The following is a 17,538-nucleotide window of genomic DNA, read 5'->3' on the forward strand; positions in this document are numbered from 1 at the left end:
CGTACCGGCTTCGATCAGTCAGCGGTGTGCTGTGGGTGCGTGGCAGCCGACACCGGGGGCAGTTGGCGCAGCACCCGGAAGGCCAGGACGGCGAGCGGCACACCGACTGCCAGGACGGCGAGGACCTGCGCGGAGGCGATGGTCAGCAGTGCCGTGCGCTGCGTCTGGCCGACGAGGTCGGGCAGGGTCGCGGTGCGCTGGACGAGTGCGGTCGCGGCGAGTATGACGAGTGCCAGCGACCAGGGCAGGGTGCGAGACGGTGGGCGGAACGCCCGTACGCCCAGGTGGACCGCGATCGCGACGACGACCAGCACACAGCACAGGCCCGGCCAGTCCAGCAGCCGCAGCGCCGGCATGCTGGCCTGCGCGACGAACAGCGGTACGGGAACCGCCAGGATGCCCACCGGTAGAGCGAGCAGCCAGCGTCGTCGTGCCACCGGTGCACCGTCGCGGTGCACGGCCGACATCGCGACCAGCAGGAGAAGCTCGATGAGCAGCATCAACCACGCCGACACGGTCAGCGGGGCGGGGCCGCTGGCCTGCTCGACGGCGACGGTGACGGCCTGCGGCACGATGGCGATCGCGGCGACGGCCTGGGCCACTCGCGGGTGCCCGAGGACCAGGGCGAGGAAGGCCGGCAGCCAGGCGTACCCGGCGACGTGCAAGGTGGCCTGCCAACCGCTGATGGGTGACACGGGAGCCCATTCGGACGTGGGGACGGGCAACCAGCTCAGCGCGCCGGTGAGCCACAGCGTGACGGCGAGACCGACGGTGGCCATGGTCGCCTGGGTCAGCACTCCGGCCAGCACCGCCAGGCGAACCGCCTGCCCCCACGCGTACGGCCGCGGCGGCGCGTCGGGCCCGCCGATCCGTAACCGGACGGCGAGCGACAGGATGCTGGTCATCTCCGCCAGGCTCGGGCGGCCGTGGTCCGCGAGGTACTCATCGGTCTCGGGGTCGCCGGTCTGCATGGTTTCCAGGAAGGCGGCGACCATGTCGTCCTCCCACTGCCGCCGGTATCCGGGGGGCAGCAGCCGCAGCACCCGGCGGTAGCGTTCCTCCAGCCGGCTCATGTGGACGTCCCTTCGATCGGGTTCTGTCGGCGTAGCCGGGTCGAGGCGAGCCGGGCGTCGGCGGCCAGCCGGCGGGCCTCCGCGTCGAGGGCGTGGCGTCCCCGTTCGGTCAGCCGGTAGTACCGGCGCAGCCGGCCCTGCCAGGCCTCCTCGCGGTCCAGCTCGATCAGGCCGCCACCGACGAGCCGGTCCAGCGCGCCGTACAGTGACCCGATCTTCAGCCGCACCCGGCCCTGCGACAGCTCCGTCGCCTCGGCGACGATGCCGTAACCGTGCCGTGGGCCGTCGAGCAGCGCGGTGAGAACGAAGAACGTCGGCTCGGTCATCCGCCCGGAACTCATCGGGCCAATATAGTGTCCGGCACTATATCTTGGCCAGCACGCTAGCGACACGACAGTGGGCGGGGCGACCGCCCGGGTGGCCGGGATGGGCACCAGGCTGCTCCGACGCCGGAGGGCGGTCACGGAGGACCGCACCGGCGGGGATGAATCGCGCCGGGTGGGGTAAGCAGGCCGCCGTCCTGGTGGAGTGACGACCTCGGTCGCGGTGCCACGCGGCCACTCCCGGGCGGGCCGGCCGCTGGTCCGGTCCGCCCGGCGACCGGGGGCGAGTTCACGCCCCGGCCGGGCGACGCCCTAGTTGGTCAGCCAGTTCCAGGTGTCCATGATCCACTGAGTCTGCTGCAGGAACGCGACACCGAGGCCGGTCAGGAAGACCGCCGTGACCAGGTGCGCGCCCCGGGCGGTGCGTCGTACCCGACCCAACTGCCGTTCCAGCACCACCCGGCCGAGCAGCCGGGCCAGGGTGAACAACCCGGCCGCCACCAGCAGGCTCAACACGAAGATCACGATCGGTCCGACGAGGTCGCCGCCGCCGGAGATCGCCCAGATCCCCCAGCAGACGAACGCGAACAGGGCCCCGGCGAAGCTCCACTCGCCGCCACGCTTGAGTCGGGCCACGTGCCAGCTCAACGGCTGGCGCGGCACCGGTTCGCCCGGCCAGCCGGTGCCGGTCGGCGCGTGCTCCACCGTCGGGAACGGCTCGGTACGCGGCGCGCGGGCGCCGACCTGGGCCACGCCCCGGCGGTACGGGTCGCGCTGCGGCGGCACCCCGCCACCGGGCTGCGGTGGCACCTCGACGGTCCGCTCCGCCCACGGTTGCGTCTGCTCGGCCATGTCGTTCCCTCCCCTTCACCGACGGCGCCCCCGGACGCCGCTGGAGACTTCGAGGGTAGCCAGCCCGCAAATCGGTCGCCGTACCCACACCGATCGGCTAGACACGAGCGGTGACCACCTCCACTCTGCCGATCGAGACCACCAACGCCGACTTCGACGAGATGAACGGGTTCCTCGGTTCCCTGTTCCACCACCCGGTCGACAGCGAGGCCCAGGAGGTCGAACGTCCGATCTTCGAACCGGAACGCGCCCTGCAGATCCGCGACGGGTCCGACCTGGTCGCCACCGCCATCGCGTTCACCCGGACGCTCGGCGTGCCCGGTGGTGACCTGGCCGCCGCACACGTCAGCATGGTCGGGGTCGCGCCCACCCACCGTCGACGGGGCCTGCTCACCGCGATGATGCACCGCCAACTGCGTCAGATCTACGACAGTCGCCGGGAGCCGGTCGCGGTGCTCTGGGCCAGCGAGGGTCGGATCTATCCGCGCTTCGGCTACGGTCTGGCCTCCCAGCGGTACCACGTCTCCGGCGAGACCGCCGAACTGCGGCTACCGGCACCGACGCCGGGCGAGGGCCGGCTGCGCCTGGACCGGCCGACCGACCGCCAGGCCGACCTGGCCCGGGTGTACGAGCGGGTACGCGCCGATCGCCCCGGCTGGTCGGCGCGCGACGACCGGTGGTGGCGATACGTGCTCGTCGACCCGCAGGCGCACCGTGGTGGCGGCACCGAGCGGCGGGTGGTGCTGCACGAGGGACCGGACGGTGTCGACGGCTACGGGCTGTTCCGCACCAAGGCGGAGTGGGACGACGGCGGCCCCAACAGTCTCACCACGGTCGACGAGGTGGTGGCGAGCAGCCCGGCGGGGTACCTGGCGATCTGGCGGATGTTGCTCTCGCTCGACCTGACCCGACGGCTGGCGTGGATGCGGGCGGCGGTGGACGAGCCGCTGCTGCGACTGCTGAACGAACCGCGCCGGCTCAACTGCCGGCTGGTCGACGCGCTGTGGGTACGGGTGGTGGACGTGCCGGCCGCGCTCGCCGCCCGGCGCTACGCCACCGACGTCGACGTGGTCATCGAGGTGACCGACGACCTGCTGCCGGAGAACACCGGCCGGTGGCGGCTGCGTGGCGGGCCGGCCGAGGCGACCTGCACACCGGCGACCGGACCGGCCGACCTGGCCTGCGACGTACGCTGCCTCGGCGAGCTGTACCTCGGCGGCGTGAACCCGACCGCGCTGGCCGACGCCGGTCGGCTCCGCGAGCTGCGCCCCGGCGCGCTCACCGCCGCCGGTCCCGCCTTCACCTGGCACCGAGCCCCCTCCGCCATGGAGATCTTCTGACCGCCGGCGATGGGGGTACGGTCGGGGGGTGGCAGATGGCGGGGAACGGCGGCGACGGCGGCACCGGCAGCACGGCGGCACCGGCGGTGGAGTCGACGGTGCTGCGGCGGCCAGCACGGCGGGGGTGCACGACGGCGGCGAGACGTCGCGTGGGCGACGCAACGGCGCTTCCGAAGAAGGCGAGCGAGGGCTGCGCGGGCTCGTCGGCTCTGGTTCGTCACAGGTCAGCGTGACCGCGGCGATGCGGGCGCGGGACGCCGCCCGGCCCACCGACGAGGATCTCGCCGCGGCGGCGGACCGGGTCGTCATCGTCCGCCGTAACTGGACCCCGCGCGAGGAACTGCCCCGCCGCTGACCCGTCCTGGTCCGGGTTCGGGTGTCCCGACCCCGGACCAGGAGAGACGGTCCGAAGGGTCGCGGATCAGGGCAGGTCGGGCAGCTGCCGGCTGCGCTCGTACTCGGCGACCTGGGCGATGCGCCGAGCATGCCGGTCACTGCCCGAGAAGGACGTGGTCAGGAACGCCTCGACGATGGCGGTGGCCTCGTCGAGGGTGTGCTGGCGGGCACCGACGGCGACCACGTTGGCGTCGTTGTGCTGCCGACCGAGCTGGGCGGTCTCGACGTTCCACGCCAGCGCCGCCCGCACCCCCGCCACCTTGTTCGAGGCGATCTGCTCGCCGTTGCCCGAGCCACCGATGACCACACCCAGGCTGCCCGGGTCGGCCACCACGCGGGTGCCGGCGTGCAGGCAGAAGGCCGGGTAGTCGTCCTCCGGGTCGTAGGCGTGCGGGCCGATGTCGACCACCTCGTACCCCTGCTTGGCGAGGTGGTTGGCCAGGTGCACCTTCAACTCGAAACCGGCGTGATCGGATCCCAGGTAGACGCGCATACCGGGCAGTCTGTCAGGCCCGTCCCACGAGGCGGCGCCGGGGCGGTGCCCCGTGGGACGGGCACCGGATCAGGCCAGTTCGGCGACCACCAGGCCGCCGCGCGCCTTCGGGGTGAACCAGGTGCTCTTGCGGGGCATCTTCTCCCGGGCCAGGTTCACCGCGACGAAGTCGTCGACGGTCACCGGCGCGATGAGGATGGCCAGTTCGGCCCGACCGGAGCGCACCTCACCGGTGAGCCAGCTCGCCGGGTAGTCACCGCCGACGTAGGTGATCCGCTTGTCGCCCGGATCCAGGCCGAGGGCGTCGCGCAACAGCAGCCGCTCGACCAGAGCGTGGTCGAGGTTCTCCAGACGACCGTCGCCGGTGTGTGGCAGCGTCACCGCGTACGCCTGATCGGGAAGCTGGAGCACGACGGTGCCGCCGGTGGTGGGGACCTCGGCCGGGCCGTCGACCGGGGTGATCCGCGCCCCGGCCGCGGTCAACCGCTCCAGCAGCTCCTCGTGCGTGGTGGTCAGCTCGCTGACCAGGCGGTTGTACGGCTGGATGGCAACCGACGCCGGGGTGGTGACGACCGCCAGGAACCGGGGCATCCCGCCGGTCTGCGCGGCCAGGCTGCGGTGGTTGCCGTCGGCGACGACCAACTCGCCACCACCGGCCAGGGCGGTCAGCTCGTCCTGCTGCGGGCCCGGACCGACCAACCAGATGGCGTGGGTGCGTCCGGCCTGGTCGGTGTCGGTGGCGGCGGGCGCCCCGGCGGTGTCGGTGGCCGCCGCGAGGGCGGCGTGCAGCTCGTCGCCGCGCCCGGTCTGCAGCAGCAGTACGGGTGAGAGCAGGTGCCCCAACGCCTCGGCCAGCGCGACCCGTTCCCGCACCTTCGCGATGAAGACGTCCTCGTTGCGGATGACCAGGCCGGGTTCGTCGGCCCGGGTGGAGATCTGGTCGGTGTCGACCATGGCGAACAGCCCGTAGGCCGACTCCTCACCCGGCGCGCTGATCCGGTACAGCACCACCACCTGTTCGGCCGGGGTGTAGCTGCCGTCGGCCTTCGCCTCCGCGAGCCGGCTCACCGCGTCCGGCAGGGCGTCGGCGAAGGACCTGCCGAGGCTCTCCGGGGCCTTGTGGGGCATCTCGATGCCGAGGGCGCTGTGCGGATTCGCCTCGATGATCGCGGTGATCTCCGCGTCGTCGGCGAACTCGTCGTAGTTCTGGGCGCCGGTACCACCGGTGGTGATCCAGGCGCGGGAGATCGGGTGCACGACCGTCATGACCGTTGACGCTACCGGCGGCGCGTCGGGTGCCGCCGCCGGACCCGCCCCGAGCCCACCAGATGAAAGCAGGGTCACCGGCCTGACGCTTCAGGTGTGGCGGGGTCCGTCGTCAGCACTCCGCCTCCGCCGAGCGTCGGTGCCGGCCGGTCGGCGCCGGCACCAACGCGGGACGACGCGTCGGGGCCGGTCGTGGTCCCTGATTGCGGATGTCGCGACCGGGAGGGGTCAACCGCGAGGTGGCGGGAACCGAGGCGACGCCCACCGCACCGTCGCGCCCGAACCCGCCGGCCGCGTTCGGGCTGCGATCCTGCCGGGGAGCGGACCACCCGCCGGCCCGGCCGTTCCCCGAGGTCGGCGCGGTCCGGCCCGCCGCCGGCCCGAGCACACCCCCACCGCCGCCCTCCTCCCGACTCCAGCGGTCGCCGATCGGAGCACGATGCTTGGCCACCAGGCACCTCCACGAGCGGTGGGCTGCGGACATCCGGACAAACGAGTCCGCGACCGCACCGGTGACGCCGGGCCCGGCAGCGGTGCGGCTGCCGGGCCTCGGACCGGCGGCGTCAGGACTACCGCCCTGCCGGAACCGGTGCGTCGACGACGTGCGGCTCGGGTGCGGTTCAGTCGAAGATGGGGTCGAGGTCGCGGCTGCGCTTGAGTTCGAAGAAGCCGGGGGTACCGGCGACCAGCAGGACACCGTCCCAGAGCCGACCCGCGGCCTCGCCCTTGGGCGCCGGGGTGACCACCGGCCCGAAGAAGGCGACCTGCCGACCGTCGGGGCCGGGGGCGTGGATGACCGGGGTGCCGACGTCGGTGCCGACCGGCCGCATACCGGCCTCGTGGCTGGCCCGAAGCGGCGGGTCGAGGTCGCTGTCGCCGGCCGCCTCGGCCAGCGCCGGGTCGAGTCCGGCGTCGGTCAGGGCGGCGACGTAGAGGTCCGGTCCGAGCGGCTCCTTGCCGAGGTGGATCCGCGTACCCAGGGCCGTGTAGAGCGCCCGTACGGCGTCGGCGCCGTGGCGCTGTTGCACGGCGACGCAGACCCGCACCGGTCCCCACCCGTTGCGCATCAGCTCCTGGTAGTCGTCGGGCAGTTCCCGACCCTCGTTGAGCACCGACAGGCTCATCACGTGGAAGCGGACGTCGACGGGGCGGACCCGCTCCACCTCCAGCAGCCATCTGGACGTGAGCCACGCCCACGGACAGATCGGGTCGAACCACATGTCTACGCTGGCGCGCTCGTTCACGACGAGATCCCTTCGCGATGGTGACGCCGACTCACCGGCGTACCTCCGATCTTTCCTCGACCATCCGCGATCCCGCGAGGATCGACCCGTGACCTCAACCACCACCGCATACCCGTACATGGAAGACTCAGGCCCGGACCGGCCGTCACGAGCGGTCGACGGACCGTGCGGCCGTGACGGACGGCGAGAGTGGGATGGAGACGAACAGTGCCGGGAGTGCGCAACCTGACACAGGTCGAGGCGACCGAGCGGGCCCGCCTGCTCGACGTGACCGGGTACGACATCAGTCTGGATCTGTCCAGCGCTGTTCACGCCGCCGACGGTCGTACCTTCCGGTCGACCACCGAGGTGCGGTTCCGCTGCGCCGAGCCGGGAGCCGGCACGTTCATCGAGGTGGCGGCCGACTCGGTACGCTCGGCGACGCTCAACGGCACTCCGGTCGACCTGGCCGACTTCACCGCCGAAAAGGGCCTCACGCTGACCGGGCTGGCCAGCGAGAACACGCTCGTCGTCGACGCGGACTTCGCGTTCTCCAACTCCGGGCAGGGGCTGCATCGGACCGTCGACCCGGTCGACGGTGAGACCTACCTCTACAGCCAGTTCGAGACGGCCGACGCGCAGCGGGTCTTCGCCTGCTTCGACCAGCCCGACCTGAAGAGCGTCTACACCTGGCACGCCACCGTTCCGGAGCACTGGAAGGTGGTCTCCAACATGCCGGTGGAGCGGGAGGAGGCGGCCGGCGAGGGCCACAAGACGGTGCACTTCGCCACCTCCGCCCGGATGAGCACCTACATCACCGCGCTGTGCGCCGGGCCGTACCACGAGGTCAGGTACACCCACGACGGCATCGACCTGGGCTACTTCTGTCGGGCGAGCATGGCGCAGTACCTGGACTCCGACGACCTGAACCTGGTCACCACGCAGGGCTTCGACTTCTTCCACGAGCAGTTCGGGGTGCGCTACCCGCTGCCCAAGTACGACCAGCTCTGGGTGCCGGACTTCAACGCCGGGGCGATGGAGAACTTCGGCTGCGTGACCCACGCCGAGTCGCACTACCTGTTCCGCTCGCAGGTGACCGACTTCGAGTACGAGCAGCGGGCCAACACCGTCCTGCACGAGCTGGCGCACATGTGGTTCGGCAACCTGGTCACCATGCGCTGGTGGAACGACCTGTGGCTGAACGAGTCGTTCGCCGAGTGGGCCAGCCACTGGTGCAACACGCACGCCACCCGGTTCACCGAGGCGTGGACGACCTTCCTGTCCATCCGGAAGAACTGGGGCTACCGGCAGGACCAGCTCTCCTCCACCCACCCGGTCTACTGCGAGATGCCCGACCTGGAGGCCGTCGAGGTCAACTTCGACGGCATCACGTACGCCAAGGGCGCCAGCGTGCTCAAGCAGCTGGTCGCCTACGTGGGCGAGGAGTCCTTCCTGGCCGGTCTGCGCGCCTACTTCGACCGGCACGCCTGGGGCAACGCCACCTTCGACGACCTGCTGTCCGAGCTGGAGACCGCCTCCGGTCGCAAGTTGACCGCCTTCGCCTCCCAGTGGCTGGAGACCGCCCAGGTCAACACGCTACGCCCGGAGCTGACCATCGACGCGGACGGCACGTACCAGCGGGTGGCGGTCCGTCAGGAGGCGCCGGAGGGCTACCCGACCCTGCGTACCCACCGGATCGGGGTGGGGCTCTACGACCTCACCGACGGTCGGTTGGTGCGCCGCGAGCGGTACGAGGTCGACGTCGACGGCGAGCTGACCGAACTCACCGACCTCACCGGTGTGCCCGCGGCCGACGTGCTGCTGCTCAACGACGACGACCTGAGCTACACCAAGCTGCGGCTGGACGAGCGGTCCATGGCGACGGTGGTCCAGCACATCGCCGGTCTCGACTCGTCGCTGGCGCGGGCGCTGTGCTGGACCGCCGCCTGGGACATGACCCGCGACGCCGAACTGGCCACCCGCGACTACGTCGCCCTGGTGCTGGCCGGGCTGCCGGCGGAGACGGACATCAACCTGGTCACCGCGACGCTGCGCCAGGTCAGCAGCGCGCTCACCTTCTACGCCGACCCGGCCTGGGCCCCGACCGGCTGGGCGGACCTGGCCCGTACCGCGAAGACCGCACTCGCGGCGGCCGAGCCGGGCAGCGGTTTCCAGCTGGCCTGGGCCCGGGCGTACGTCTCCGCGGCCCGCTCCGGCGAGGACCTGGCCGTGCTGCGCGGCTGGTTGGAGGGCACCCAGGTGACCACGGGGCTGACCATCGACACCGAGCTGCGGTGGAGCGTGTTGCAGGCGCTGGTGGCCAACGGCGTGGCCGGAGCGTCGGAGATCGAGACGGAGCTGTCCCGGGACAAGACCTCCAGCGGTGAGCGGGAGGCCGCGTACGCGCACGCACTGGTGCCGACCGAGGCGAACAAGGCCGCCGTCTGGGCGCAGCTGACCGGCCCCGAGGCGCTGCCGAACTGGCGGCACCGGGCGCTGTTGCAGGGCTTCAGCCACCCCACCCAGGTGGAGCTGATCACGCCGTACCGGGACCGGTTCTTCGCCACGGTCGGGCAGGTCTGGGCGACCCGGGACAGCGAGCCGGCGCAGGAGTTCGCCATGCTCATGTACCCGGCGTACCTGGTGCAGGACGACACCGTCGAGGCCACCGACGCCTGGCTGGCACAGGAGGGTCACCCCGGGCCGTTGCGGCGGCTGGTCGCCGAGGGCCGCGACGGCGTGGTCCGCGCGCTCGCCGCCCAGGCCCGGGACGCCCGGACGGCCTGACCGCGTTCCACCGGCCCGGGAGCGTCGTGAGCACACGATGCTCCCGGGCCGTTATCGTGGCCTAGGGAGGTGGACGTGATGGCACAACCGACGTACGAGTGGCGCCCACCGGAACGCGGCTGGCGGGAGCAGGATCTCGCCGATCTGCCGGACGACGGAAATCGCTACGAGATCATCGACGGGAGCCTGCACGTGACCCCACCAGCCGGCTATGGACACCACTGGCTGGCGGACGAGATCCGGTCGGCTATCCGTGCGTCGGCACCAACGGAGTGGATGATCATTCGCGAGGCCGGAGTCCGCGCCCCGGGCGGCAACCTGATTCCGGATATCACGGTCCTCAAGCCGGGCGCGCCGCCTGACGGCATGTGGGCGGATCCGGCACACGTCGCACTCGTCGTGGAGATCGAGTCGCCCAGCAGCCGGCGCCACGACCGGTTCACCAAACCCGCGCTCTACGCCGAGGCGGGCATCCCGTTCTACTGGCGGGTCGAACGCGGTGATTTCGGCCCTGTGGTGTACCGCTACGAGTTGGTCAAGGGTGTCCACTACAACCTTCTCGGCACGGTCGGGCCGGACGATCCGGTCGAGGTGACCGAACCGTGGCCGATGCGGCTGGACCCTGCCGCCTGGCCCCGCTGAGACGTTCACGACGCGAGCCCGGTCCCCCGCGGGGACCGGGCTCGCGCGTACGGCAGTGGTCAGGCCTTGCCCGCGTAGCGGGAGAGCTGGTCGAGGCCCTGGATGATGCCGCCGGCGAGATCACCGCCGCCGAACGCGGCCACCATCGACAGGGCGGCGATCTTGGCGTACGTGTCCGGTACGCGCTTGCGGGCGTACCGGCCGGTGACGATCTCCAGCTGACGCTGGTTCGGTGAGATCGCGATAAGCACCGACCGGTCGGGCTCGGCGAGCTGCCGGTGCAGCCGCTCGGCGTGTTCCCGGACCGGCTCGTCGAGGCCGCCGACGAAGACGGAGAAGACCAGACCGGTCGTCCGGTCGGCCACCCGCAGCGCCTCGTCGATGCGCAGCAGCTGGCGGGTCGAGAACGGCCCGTCGAGCACGTCGGGCGGGTTCTCCGTCCCGGCCGCGTGCTGCTTCTCACCAACGGTCACTTGCGCCTCCGGTTCCAGCGGCCGGCGCCTCGACGCCGGCCTGTTCCTGCGTGCGGCTGGTCAGCGCGGGCGCCTGTGCCCCCGCCGACAGCGCGGTGCCCGCGGAGTCGGCCAGTTCCTCGGGGCGACCGAGGAACCACACCGGCGTGAAGGTGAACGGCCGGCCCGGCCGGTAACGCTTGGCACCGCCACCACCGCCCTGGCTGCCCGCGTAGACGAGGCCGGCGATCACCAGCACGATGGCTGCCGGGATGCCGACGAAGACCAGCAACGTGTCGGTTACAGACAATCCCAACGCCCCCAGGCGGAAAGAGAGATCTTCGATCGGGTCGGGTGGCAGATCACCGGGGTGACCTCCCGACTCCGCTGTCATTCACGTTAGCGGAGCCGACGCTCCGCCAGACTGCGGGGTGCCGATCCCATCCGCCACTGGAGGCCTCCAGTTGCGCAGCGGTGGCGATCAGCCTCGCGTCGTCGCCGTAGCGGCCGGTGAGCAGCACGCCGACCGGCAGTCCCTCGGCGGTCACGCCGACCGGCAGCGAAACCGACGGTTGGCCGGTGACGTTGAAGACCGCACAGTACGGCGAGAAGCGACGTTGCCGGTCGAAATCCTCCGCCGGGGTGCGCCCCTGGTTGAACCAGCCGAGCGGTGCCTGCGGGGCCGCCAGGGTGGGACAGAGCAGCAGGTCGCAACCGGCGGTACGGCGGGCACCGAGGCGTACCTGGGCCTGGATCTCGCCGAGGGTCGCGGTGAGCGTACCGGCGGAGATCCCGGCGGCCCGGGCCCGCAGGAAGCGGGTCAGCGGCAGCAGCTCGGACTCCCGTTGCGGCGGCACCGGGGCGAGCGCGAGGACGTACCAGACGATCTCGAACAGCGGCCAGACCTGCGGACCGAGCGGCGCCGGCACCTCGACGACCTCGTGCCCGGCGGCGGCGAGCAGCGCGGCGGCCCGGTCCACCGCGGCGACGCAGTCCGGGTGGACCGGCTCGTCGGCGAGCATCGGGGTGGTGAACCGGCCGATCCGTAGCGGGCCGGGCTCGGCGGTCCGAGCGGCGGCGAGATAGCCGCCCGCCGGCGGTGGCGGCGGTAGATACGGCTCGCCGGGCACCGGCTCGGCCAGCACGTCCAGCAACGCGGCCACATCGGTGACGGTCCGACCGAGCGGACCGTTGGTCGGCAGGCCGAAGGCGCCGAAACCGAGTGGGCCGCCGGAGACCAGGCCGCGACTGGGCTTGTAGCCGATCAGGCCGCACAGCGACGCGGGGATCCGCACCGAACCGCCGCCGTCCGAACCCTGCGCCACCGGCACCAGGCCCGCCGCCACGGCCGCGGCCGCGCCGCCGCTGGAACCGCCGGCGGTGTACGCCAGCTGCCACGGGTTGCGGGCCGGTGGTGCCACCGAAGTCTCGGAGTACAGCGAGCAGCCCAGCTCGGAGGTGGTGGTCTTGCCGAGACTGACCAGCCCGGCAGCCCGCATGAAGCGCACCACGTCGGCGTCGACAGGCGGTACGAAGTCCGCGAAGGCGGCGGAGCCGAACGTGGTGCGGACGCCCGCGGTCAGGGTCAGATCCTTGATCGCGGTCGGTACCCCGTGCAGTGGCCCGCGCCGATCGACCGGAGTCGCGTCGGCGGCGCGGGCGGCTTCGCGCGCCAACTCCGCGGTGACGGTGACGAAGGCACCGACCGTGTCACCGAGCGCGTCGACCCGCCGCAGGTGGTGCTCGACGAGCTCCACGCTGGACAGCTCGCCACGGGCGAGCGCGGCGGCCTGTTCCAGCGCGGTCAGGTCGTGCGGCTCGGCCATGCCGCCATCCTGCCCGCTCAGGCCACTCGTCGCCGCCTCGACACGAGCGTCACGGCCTCAGGACAGGGTGCCCGGTGGGGACACCCACTCCGAACGGGGACCGCCCACTTCCGCCAACAGGTCGAAGTCCCGGTCATAGTGGAGAACGGTGGCCCCGTACTCAGCGGCAGAGGCCGCTACCATGAGATCCACCGGACTCGCTGCCCGGTGGTGTCCCTGGGCGGTCAACGCGAGTTGCAGGTCTCGCGCTCTCGTCGCCACGGCCGTGGTGATCGGAAGGTCGATCATCAGCTCCGCGCGCCGGGCGCGTACCGTCATCGCGTTCCTGAAGTCGCGGGCGCTACGCCCGTCCTCCAGGTCCAACGGAAGGCAGGTCGCGGCCAGTCGCTCCTCGAGCAGCGCCAGGATCCGCTTTCCGACCATCGGCTGACGAAGGCGGCCCCAGGCCGAGGTGTCGATCAGGTACAGGCCGGGCGGAGGGGTCATGCCGCGTCCCACTTGTCGCCGGGCGTCTTGTCATCCTCCAGCAAACCGGTCCAGTCCCGATCGATGGAGAGCAACTCCCGGATCGCCTCCATCCGCTCGCTGCGCTCGGCAACCATCCGGAGTGCGGCGTGAATGGTGTCCTTCTTGCTCTTGGTGCCCAGTTCGCGGCGGGCTCGTTCGAGCAGGTCATCATCGAGATCAATAACCGTCTTCACCAGCCAAGTGTATACGATTAACCCGTCTTTATATACCGTCACGACCGAGGAAACGGAGGGCGTTGGTGGAGAGCAGGTCGCTGCGCTGGGCGTCGGTGAGGAAGTCGGCCTGGCGGACCACCGCACCGGCCGGGCGCTCACCCAGGGGGTACGGATAGTCGCTGCCCACCAACACCCGATCGGCGCCCATGGTGTCCACGAGGAGCCGCAGCGCCGGAGTCGAGAAGACCACCGAGTCGACGAGGAACCGGTCGATGTAGGAGCTGGGCGGGGCGGCGGAGGCACCGCGTACCAGGTCGCCACGGCGGTGCCAGGCGTTGTCGGCGCGCCCCAGCCAGAACGGGAAGCTGCCGCCGCCGTGGGCGAAGCAGATCCGCAACGTCTCCGGCACCCGGTCGAACACCCCGCCGAGGATCATCGCCAGCACCGACAGGTGGGTCTCGGCGGGCATGCCGGTGAGCCACCGGGCCATCCAACGGTCCAGTCGGGGACCGCCGGCCATGTCCCACGGGTGGACGAAGACCGGCGCACCGACCTCGGCGCAGTGGGTCAGGAAGGTCACGATGCCGGCGTCGTCCAGGTCCCGCTCGCCGACGTGGTTGCCGATCTCCACACCTATGTGGCCGGCCGCGAGGCAGCGGTCCACCTCGGCGCAGGCCGCGTCCGGGTCCTGCAAGGGCACCTGGCAGAACGGCAGCAGCCGGCCCCCGCCCGCGGCGGTGACCTCCAGGGTCAGGTCGTTGAAGATCCGGGCCACCTTCACCGCCTGGTCGGCCGGGCGGTCGTAGCAGAAGAAGACCGGGGTGGGCGAGACCACCTGCACGTCGACCCCGTCGGCCGTCATGTCGGCCAGCCGGGTGTCGGCGTCCCAGCACTCGGCGCCGACCGGGCGGAACGGCGTCTCGCCGACCATGATCATGGCGGCGCGCTCCGAGTCGATCCGCAGCCATGGCCAGCCGGACCCGCCGCACGCCACGGCCAGGTCCGGCCAACCCTTCGGTACGACGTGCGTGTGCACGTCCACCACCGGAGACACCGACGGCACCGGAGCCGCCATCAGCCCTTGCCCGGGTGCAGGGTGCCGCAGTTGTCGCAGGTACGCGCCGACTCGTCGGCGTAGAACGCGGCGAAGACCGGCGGCAGGTCGGCAGCGATGTCCCGGACCTGCAACTCGACCTCGTGCACCCGGTGGGAGCACTCGGGGCAGTACCACTGGAACTTCTCCAGCGTTCCCTCCTCGCGTACCCGCTCGATCACCATCCCGATCGAGCCGGCCTCCGGTCGCTGCGGCGAGTGCGGCGTGTTCCGGGGCAGCATCCACATCTGGCCCTCGCGCACATGCACCGTACGCGGGCCTTCCGGCAGCATCAGGTTGATGTGCATGTTGCCCTTGACCTGGTAGAAGAACTCCTCGTACGGGTCGACGTGGAAGTCGGTGCGCTGGTTCGGTCCACCGACCACCATCACGATGAAGTCCTCGGAGCCGGGCAGCATCTCCTTGTTGCCCACCGGCGGCTTCAGCAGGTGCTGGTGCTCGGCAATCCAGCCGGGGAAGCTGAACGGCTCGGCGATCTCACTCATGACTGGCCTCCTTCTGGGAGCAGGGCGACGGCCTGCATCTCGATCAGCAGGTGCGGATGCGGCAACTGGTGCACGGCGACCGTCGTCCGGGTCGGTCCGGTCGCGTCGAAGAACTCCGCCCACACCTCGTTGTATCCACCGAAGTCGTTCATGTTGACCAGATAGCTGGTGACCTGGACCAGGTCGGTCAGCTCCGCGCCGACCGACCGGAGCAGATCCGCGATGTTCCCGATCACCGCCCGCGTCTGCGCCCGGATGTCCAGGTCGGTCGTGCCGAACTCGTCCACCGACACGCCCGCGAACGTGTTGTCGGCCCGCCGCGACGACGTCCCCGACACGAAGACGAACCCGCCGGCCACCTTCACATGCGGAAAAGCCCCCCGAGGCACCGCCTTCCCGGCCACCACCCGAGCCCCGTCAGTCATGGCAACCACTTCGCACCACCACGCGAGCAGCAACCACCTCAGACCCCCATCCCAACCGGCACCGACACCACCCACTCCAGACCGAGTTCACCCGACGCCGGCACCGCCCACACCAGACCGATTCCACCCGACACCGGCACCGCCCACACCAGATTCACCCCACCTGGCACCGGCGCGCGAAGCCCGGCCACGTCGGGGTTCCGGGCAGCCCGACCGGCGCAGGGATCAAGCCTGACCGCCCGGAGCCGGTCGGGCTGCCCGGAACCCCAACACCCGGACCAATCACGACGCACTCCGCAACGAAGCCGTACCGAGCTTCTCGACAACCGCCCGCACATGAGCCCCAGCACGCAACGGAACAGCAGCCGTCGCCGCGCCGGCCAGGAAGACCCAGCCCGAACGCAACCGCACCCCGTGCCGCCCCGCCAGCCGGATGCCCTCGTCCAGCGCCCGTCGCGGGTCGCCGAGGATGGCCGCCGTCGAGCCGACCTGGGCCAACCGTCCGTCGATCTCCAACAGCACGCCCAGGTTGTCCAGCCCGTCCGGCACCGGCGACCACGGCCCGATCACGAACGCGCCGGCCGACGTGTTGTCGGCGATGACGTCCGGCAGGGAGAAGGTGAAGTTCGCGTACCGGGAGTCGATCAACTCGATCGCCGGAGCGACCGCCCGCACCGCGTCGGTGAAGTCACCGACCGGCTCGCCGGGCTCGGGCAGCCGGTCCAGCAGAAACGCCACCTCCGGCTCGACCCGAGGATGGATGAACGCGGCCACGTCGACCGTGCCGCCGTCGGGGATCCGCATGGTGTCGGTGAGCCGACCCCAGATCACCTCGTCCACCCCGACCTGGGCCATCTTCGCCTTGCTGGTCAGCCCCATCTTCAACCCGACCAGCCGCTCCCCCCGATCCAGCCGGCGCTGCACCAGCGCGGTCTGCACCGCGTACGCGGCGTCGACGTCCAGCCCGGTCTCGGCGGCGAGCTGCGCGGTCGCGGTGGCCGTGTCGGCGGCCGTACCGAGCGTCTCGGCGATCCCCGCGATATCCGGCCCGATCATGAGTTCTCCTTGCCGGCCAGGTCCAGCGCCACGTCGACGATCATGTCTTCCTGGCCGCCGACCATCCGGCGTCGGCCCAGTTCCACCAGGATCGACCGGACATCCACGCCGTAGCGCGCCGAGGCCCGTTCGGCGTGGCGCAGGAAGCTGGAGTAGACCCCCGCGTACCCCAGGGAGAGGGTCTCCCGGTCGACCTGGACGGGCCGGTCCTGCAACGGGCGGACGATGTCGTCGGCGGCGTCCATCAGCGCGAAGACGTCGCAGCCGTGCCGCCAACCGTGCAGTTCCGCGACCGCGACGAAGACCTCCAGCGGCGCGTTGCCGGCGCCGGCACCCATGCCGGCGAGGGAGGCGTCCACCCGCACCGTCCGGCCGGCCGGCGACCCGGGCGGGCCGTCGCCGGCGACCCGGCCGTGTTCGACGGCGATCACGCTGTTGGCCACCCCGAGGGAGAGGTTGTGGTGGGCGTGGATACCAATCTGCGTGCTCGGTTCGAGGACCTGCCGGTACGCGTCGACGCGCTGCGCCACGTCGGACATCAGCAGCCGGCCGCCCGAGTCGGTGACGTAGACGCAGTGCGCCCCGTACGACTCCATCAGCTTCGCCTGGGCGGCCAGCCCGGCCGGGTCGTTCATGTGCGACATCATCAGGAAACCGGCCACGTCCATGCCGTTCTCCCGAGCCCAGGAGATGTGCTGGGCGGAGATGTCCGCCTCCGTGCAGTGGGTGGCGATCCGCACGCTCGTCACGCCGAGCGACCGGGCGGCCTTCAGATCGGCGATGGTGCCGATGCCGGGCAGCAGCAGGGTCGTCAGCTTCGCCCTCGTCATCACCTCGGCCGCCGCCGCGATCCAGTCGGCGTCGCTGGCCGCGCCGTGGCCGTAGTTGACGCTGGACCCGGCGAGACCGTCACCGTGGGCCACCTCGATCGCGGCGACCCCGGCAGCGTCCAGTGCGGCGGCGATGGTGCGGACCTGGTCGACGGTGTAACGGTGGGCGATGGCGTGCATGCCGTCGCGCAACGTCACGTCCTGGATGTACAACTCGGTCATCCGAGCCTGCCTTCGTTCGCGACTGCGGGGCTCCGCTGCGCTGCACTCCT

At 71.5% G+C, this 17,538-nt stretch carries 21 protein-coding genes; 4 read left to right on the top strand and 17 right to left on the bottom strand.

Annotated elements, in window-relative coordinates:
• Positions 1–14 precede the first annotated feature (14 nt).
• From O7597_RS04420 to O7597_RS04430, 3 genes are all read right to left on the bottom strand, one after another.
• Positions 15–1,073, bottom strand: a complete 1,059-nt coding sequence (locus tag O7597_RS04420; RefSeq protein ID WP_281582089.1) for a hypothetical protein — start codon at positions 1,071–1,073, stop codon at positions 15–17.
• Entirely contained in the window at positions 1,070–1,399 is a 330-nt protein-coding gene (locus tag O7597_RS04425; protein ID WP_281583183.1) for a PadR family transcriptional regulator, read from the bottom strand. The genes O7597_RS04420 and O7597_RS04425 overlap by 4 nt, the downstream gene beginning before the upstream one ends.
• 309 nt (positions 1,400–1,708) lie before the next feature.
• Entirely contained in the window at positions 1,709–2,248 is a 540-nt protein-coding gene (locus O7597_RS04430) for a hypothetical protein (protein WP_281582090.1), read from the bottom strand.
• Positions 2,249–2,358: 110 nt separating this feature from the next.
• Between O7597_RS04430 and O7597_RS04435 the strand changes: the two genes are divergently transcribed.
• Together O7597_RS04435 and O7597_RS04440 are read left to right on the top strand one after the other, a co-directional pair.
• Entirely contained in the window at positions 2,359–3,588 is a 1,230-nt protein-coding gene (locus tag O7597_RS04435; RefSeq protein ID WP_281582091.1) for a GNAT family N-acetyltransferase, read from the top strand.
• Between the two features lie 28 nt (positions 3,589–3,616).
• The gene (locus tag O7597_RS04440; protein ID WP_348650789.1) at positions 3,617–3,943 is read left to right on the top strand and encodes a hypothetical protein; all 327 of its coding nucleotides are present in this window, start codon (positions 3,617–3,619) and stop codon (positions 3,941–3,943) included.
• A 66-nt stretch (positions 3,944–4,009) separates the two neighbouring features.
• On the opposite strand, the gene O7597_RS04445 is transcribed toward O7597_RS04440, so the two are convergent.
• The 4 genes from O7597_RS04445 to O7597_RS04460 all read right to left on the bottom strand — a co-directional run bounded on the left by O7597_RS04445 (position 4,010) and on the right by O7597_RS04460 (position 6,987).
• On the bottom strand, positions 4,010–4,477 hold the full coding sequence (locus O7597_RS04445) for a ribose-5-phosphate isomerase (protein ID WP_269737849.1): 468 nt from the start codon (positions 4,475–4,477) through the stop codon (positions 4,010–4,012).
• Positions 4,478–4,546: 69 nt separating this feature from the next.
• Positions 4,547–5,743, bottom strand: a complete 1,197-nt coding sequence (locus O7597_RS04450; protein WP_269737850.1) for a DUF1015 family protein — start codon at positions 5,741–5,743, stop codon at positions 4,547–4,549.
• A gap of 112 nt (positions 5,744–5,855) precedes the next feature.
• Positions 5,856–6,194, bottom strand: a complete 339-nt coding sequence (locus O7597_RS04455) for a hypothetical protein (RefSeq protein WP_281582092.1) — start codon at positions 6,192–6,194, stop codon at positions 5,856–5,858.
• A 169-nt stretch (positions 6,195–6,363) separates the two neighbouring features.
• The gene (locus tag O7597_RS04460) at positions 6,364–6,987 is read right to left on the bottom strand and encodes a disulfide bond formation protein DsbA (protein ID WP_281582093.1); all 624 of its coding nucleotides are present in this window, start codon (positions 6,985–6,987) and stop codon (positions 6,364–6,366) included.
• Positions 6,988–7,203: 216 nt separating this feature from the next.
• Between O7597_RS04460 and pepN the strand changes: the two genes are divergently transcribed.
• Both pepN and O7597_RS04470 read left to right on the top strand, forming a co-directional pair.
• A complete protein-coding gene (gene pepN, locus O7597_RS04465; RefSeq protein WP_281582094.1) occupies positions 7,204–9,753 on the top strand; it encodes an aminopeptidase N in 2,550 nt (849 codons plus the stop codon).
• A gap of 78 nt (positions 9,754–9,831) precedes the next feature.
• The gene (locus O7597_RS04470; RefSeq protein ID WP_281582095.1) at positions 9,832–10,395 is read left to right on the top strand and encodes a Uma2 family endonuclease; all 564 of its coding nucleotides are present in this window, start codon (positions 9,832–9,834) and stop codon (positions 10,393–10,395) included.
• 59 nt (positions 10,396–10,454) lie between these two features.
• On the opposite strand, the gene O7597_RS04475 is transcribed toward O7597_RS04470, so the two are convergent.
• The 10 genes from O7597_RS04475 to dmpG form a co-directional block, all read right to left on the bottom strand.
• Positions 10,455–10,868 (bottom strand): DUF5130 family protein, encoded by a 414-nt coding sequence (locus O7597_RS04475; protein ID WP_281582096.1) that lies wholly within the window; start codon positions 10,866–10,868, stop codon positions 10,455–10,457.
• Positions 10,855–11,139, bottom strand: a complete 285-nt coding sequence (locus tag O7597_RS04480; protein ID WP_281583184.1) for a hypothetical protein — start codon at positions 11,137–11,139, stop codon at positions 10,855–10,857. Before O7597_RS04480 ends, O7597_RS04475 begins: the two co-directional genes overlap by 14 nt.
• A gap of 70 nt (positions 11,140–11,209) precedes the next feature.
• Entirely contained in the window at positions 11,210–12,673 is a 1,464-nt protein-coding gene (locus tag O7597_RS04485; protein ID WP_269737854.1) for an amidase, read from the bottom strand.
• Positions 12,674–12,730: 57 nt separating this feature from the next.
• Positions 12,731–13,159, bottom strand: a complete 429-nt coding sequence (locus O7597_RS04490; protein WP_269737855.1) for a PIN domain-containing protein — start codon at positions 13,157–13,159, stop codon at positions 12,731–12,733.
• Positions 13,156–13,374 (bottom strand): type II toxin-antitoxin system VapB family antitoxin, encoded by a 219-nt coding sequence (locus tag O7597_RS04495; protein ID WP_269737856.1) that lies wholly within the window; start codon positions 13,372–13,374, stop codon positions 13,156–13,158. Before O7597_RS04495 ends, O7597_RS04490 begins: the two co-directional genes overlap by 4 nt.
• A gap of 28 nt (positions 13,375–13,402) precedes the next feature.
• A complete protein-coding gene (locus O7597_RS04500; protein ID WP_281582097.1) occupies positions 13,403–14,431 on the bottom strand; it encodes an amidohydrolase family protein in 1,029 nt (342 codons plus the stop codon).
• Positions 14,431–14,955: a 3-hydroxyanthranilate 3,4-dioxygenase gene (locus tag O7597_RS04505; protein WP_269737858.1), complete on the bottom strand. Its 525-nt coding sequence runs from the start codon at positions 14,953–14,955 to the stop codon at positions 14,431–14,433. Before O7597_RS04505 ends, O7597_RS04500 begins: the two co-directional genes overlap by 1 nt.
• Positions 14,952–15,380, bottom strand: coding sequence for a RidA family protein (locus O7597_RS04510; RefSeq protein WP_281582098.1), 429 nt, complete (start codon positions 15,378–15,380; stop codon positions 14,952–14,954). Before O7597_RS04510 ends, O7597_RS04505 begins: the two co-directional genes overlap by 4 nt.
• 282 nt (positions 15,381–15,662) lie before the next feature.
• A complete protein-coding gene (locus tag O7597_RS04515; protein WP_281582099.1) occupies positions 15,663–16,436 on the bottom strand; it encodes a fumarylacetoacetate hydrolase family protein in 774 nt (257 codons plus the stop codon).
• On the bottom strand, positions 16,433–17,488 hold the full coding sequence (dmpG, locus tag O7597_RS04520; protein ID WP_269737861.1) for a 4-hydroxy-2-oxovalerate aldolase: 1,056 nt from the start codon (positions 17,486–17,488) through the stop codon (positions 16,433–16,435). Before dmpG ends, O7597_RS04515 begins: the two co-directional genes overlap by 4 nt.
• Positions 17,489–17,538 lie beyond the last annotated feature (50 nt).

The sequence above is a fragment of the Verrucosispora sp. WMMC514 genome (genome assembly GCF_027497295.1).
Lineage (GTDB): Bacteria > Actinomycetota > Actinomycetes > Mycobacteriales > Micromonosporaceae > Micromonospora > Micromonospora palythoicola.

Excerpts from the sequence above, each read along its gene's own strand:
- O7597_RS04490 (WP_269737855.1), bottom strand. The coding sequence starts at position 13,159 with ATGACCCCTCCGCCCGGCCTGTACCTGATCGACACCTCGGCCTGGGGC.
- O7597_RS04505 (WP_269737858.1), bottom strand. The coding sequence starts at position 14,955 with ATGAGTGAGATCGCCGAGCCGTTCAGCTTCCCCGGCTGGATTGCCGAG.
- O7597_RS04510 (WP_281582098.1), bottom strand. The coding sequence starts at position 15,380 with ATGACTGACGGGGCTCGGGTGGTGGCCGGGAAGGCGGTGCCTCGGGGG.
- O7597_RS04450 (WP_269737850.1), bottom strand. The coding sequence starts at position 5,743 with ATGACGGTCGTGCACCCGATCTCCCGCGCCTGGATCACCACCGGTGGT.
- dmpG (WP_269737861.1), bottom strand. The coding sequence starts at position 17,488 with ATGACCGAGTTGTACATCCAGGACGTGACGTTGCGCGACGGCATGCAC.
- O7597_RS04445 (WP_269737849.1), bottom strand. The coding sequence starts at position 4,477 with ATGCGCGTCTACCTGGGATCCGATCACGCCGGTTTCGAGTTGAAGGTG.
- O7597_RS04515 (WP_281582099.1), bottom strand. The coding sequence starts at position 16,436 with ATGATCGGGCCGGATATCGCGGGGATCGCCGAGACGCTCGGTACGGCC.
- O7597_RS04470 (WP_281582095.1), top strand. The coding sequence starts at position 9,832 with ATGGCACAACCGACGTACGAGTGGCGCCCACCGGAACGCGGCTGGCGG.
- O7597_RS04500 (WP_281582097.1), bottom strand. The coding sequence starts at position 14,431 with ATGGCGGCTCCGGTGCCGTCGGTGTCTCCGGTGGTGGACGTGCACACG.
- O7597_RS04425 (WP_281583183.1), bottom strand. The coding sequence starts at position 1,399 with ATGACCGAGCCGACGTTCTTCGTTCTCACCGCGCTGCTCGACGGCCCA.
- O7597_RS04485 (WP_269737854.1), bottom strand. The coding sequence starts at position 12,673 with ATGGCCGAGCCGCACGACCTGACCGCGCTGGAACAGGCCGCCGCGCTC.
- O7597_RS04430 (WP_281582090.1), bottom strand. The coding sequence starts at position 2,248 with ATGGCCGAGCAGACGCAACCGTGGGCGGAGCGGACCGTCGAGGTGCCA.
- O7597_RS04420 (WP_281582089.1), bottom strand. The coding sequence starts at position 1,073 with ATGAGCCGGCTGGAGGAACGCTACCGCCGGGTGCTGCGGCTGCTGCCC.